The 2,138-nt window shown below is 40.3% G+C and carries 2 protein-coding genes; one reads left to right on the top strand and one right to left on the bottom strand.

Features of this window, described 5'->3' with window-relative positions:
• Positions 1 to 188 precede the first annotated feature (188 nt).
• A complete protein-coding gene (locus F6K13_RS30000) occupies positions 189 to 749 on the top strand; it encodes a hypothetical protein (protein WP_287289403.1) in 561 nt (186 codons plus the stop codon).
• Between the two features lie 980 nt (positions 750 to 1,729).
• Here the strand turns inward: F6K13_RS30000 and F6K13_RS29995 are convergent.
• A partial coding sequence (locus F6K13_RS29995; RefSeq protein WP_287289401.1) for a Uma2 family endonuclease occupies positions 1,730 to 2,138 on the bottom strand: 409 nt, incomplete at its 5' end.

Raw genomic sequence — 2,138 nt, 5'->3', positions numbered from 1 at the left:
ATTTCACAGGAAACTGAATACTTCCCTCTCCAGAAAAAAAGGTTGGTACAGGACGATCAACTGGCAGTTGTAAAATACTGTTCTGAGTATTAGTTCTAATCTCTCGTTCTCCAGAAGCTTATGCGAATTGGGAAATTATTATTCAAGCGGTTGTAGGGTTAGTAGAAACTTTTCCACAGCAAAAATTTTTGTTTCTGGGGGCGATCGCTCCTAACTTAAGCTTAGAACCTTTTATTACACTCCTCAATTCTTATCATTGGCAGACTGAACGAGAGATTAGAACTAATACTCAGAACAGTATTTTACAACTGCCAGTTGATCGTCCTGTACCAACCTTTTTTTCTGGAGAGGGAAGTATTCAGTTTCCTGTGAAATTAACTTCTCAGAATAAAAATGCTAGTCTGATTTTAGACCGACAAGCTTTTCCAGAATTTGTGCATCGGGGAAATTTAGCTATTGCTATGGCAGGTACTGCTACGGAACAGTTTGTTGGTCTGGGGAAACCAGCGATCGCTATTTCTGGCAATGGCCCTCAATTTACATCTACTTTTGCGGAAGCTCAAAGTCGTCTTTTAGGAATTTCTGTGACTTTGGTCAAGCACCCCAGAGAAGTTGTAGATGCGGTTAAGTCTCTGTTGAACGATCCAGACCGACTACAATTAATTGCTAAAAATGGGATTCAGAGAATGGGTAAACCGGGTGCAGCTCAGAGAATTGCTGATTTTTTAATGGGGTTGAAATGGATGTAGGCAAAAGTTATAGCGCTGCGCGCAGGCAACAGGCAACAGCGGTGCGACCCCGCGACGACGCCAGTCGCAAGGGAATGCGCACCAAGAGAGGCAACAGCTCATCTGGGGGAATAAAAAGCTGTTTGCGGAGCATTCCGAAGGAATAATATAAGACTTTTAGCTATTGGACAGTTCCTGAATTTGTGGATATGTCAGCGCACATTGCTATATATCATGTCCGGTTGAATACTTATAAATAAAACGATGAAGGAGTCAGGAGTCAGTCCTCAGGAGTCAGGAGGAAAGAAAGAAGCAAGAAGCAAGAAAGAAGAGGAGAAAAAGGAGAAAGTTTTTTGTTTAGCTGGCGCACAACGCACATTAACGCTACGCGACAGGTCAAGCGTAGCATTCCGCACCGAAAACGCGGAGCGCGGAACGGAGTCCTATCGCGATCTTATCCGGACATGATATTACTAACCCTTGGCAGCAGAAGAGTAAAAAATTTTTTTGAAATTAACTAAATCTCCAAATTTCTGAATTTCTCTACTACCGCTAAAGGTAAAGAAAGAGCATCTGCAACTTATTTGGTAGTTAAACCCATGCTCAATAACCGAGGAATAGTTTCTTGTTGCTGTTGAGCAATTAAGTTCCGTTATTGTTGAGCTTGTTGACGTGCATTTGCCTCTCATTCGGCGTTTTGTCTTTCTTGTTGAGCTATTAGACATCTGGTGAAAATAAACTTACCCTTTATTTAACATAAGCTAGAGTTTTCAACAATTAATAATTAATAATTAATTATTAATTATTACCTCTCCTTGAAAAGAAGAGGATTGACTAAAAGGAAAAATTTTTTTCTTTTTTCCCCTTAAAAGGGGAGGCGCATACCCACAATTTCTCGGTAAAAGTCAGTTCCCTAAATCATTTTTCGTACCTTTTTCCTAAAAATCTATTCCCTGTTGCTTTCCGGAACTGTTGCCTGTTGCCTGCTATGTGCAAAAAGTTTATATCTTTTTCACGCCTATGTCTATTTGTCTTTCTCGTTCGGCGTTTTGTCTTGCTTGCTCCTTTTGTTCGAGAATTTCTACATAAGTGGCAAAACGTTCTCCATCGGGTGGATAAATTTGTAATTCCCTACCCTCTTTTTCAAAGCGAATTCCGATTCGAGGACTTATCCAACCTTCCATCACTTCTATGGGAGTGAGAACTTCTCCTCGACACAACCATCCTTTTAATCTCCCTGTGTCTGGGTCATAAACATAATACTGTTGCGCCTTATATTCTGAATAGAACTCTAGTTTTGCTACTTCCAGTTCAGTAATACTGTTCCTAGGAGAAACAATTTCAAACACAACTTGTGGTAAAATATTATCTTCTTCCCACTGTTTATAGGAACGTCTATCTTCTTGAGGA

It is taken from the genome of Okeania sp. SIO2B9 (assembly GCF_010672505.1).
Lineage (GTDB): Bacteria > Cyanobacteriota > Cyanobacteriia > Cyanobacteriales > Microcoleaceae > Okeania > Okeania hirsuta.
Note: the sequence above shows the minus strand (reverse complement) of the source record. Positions and strands in the feature narration are given on the sequence as shown.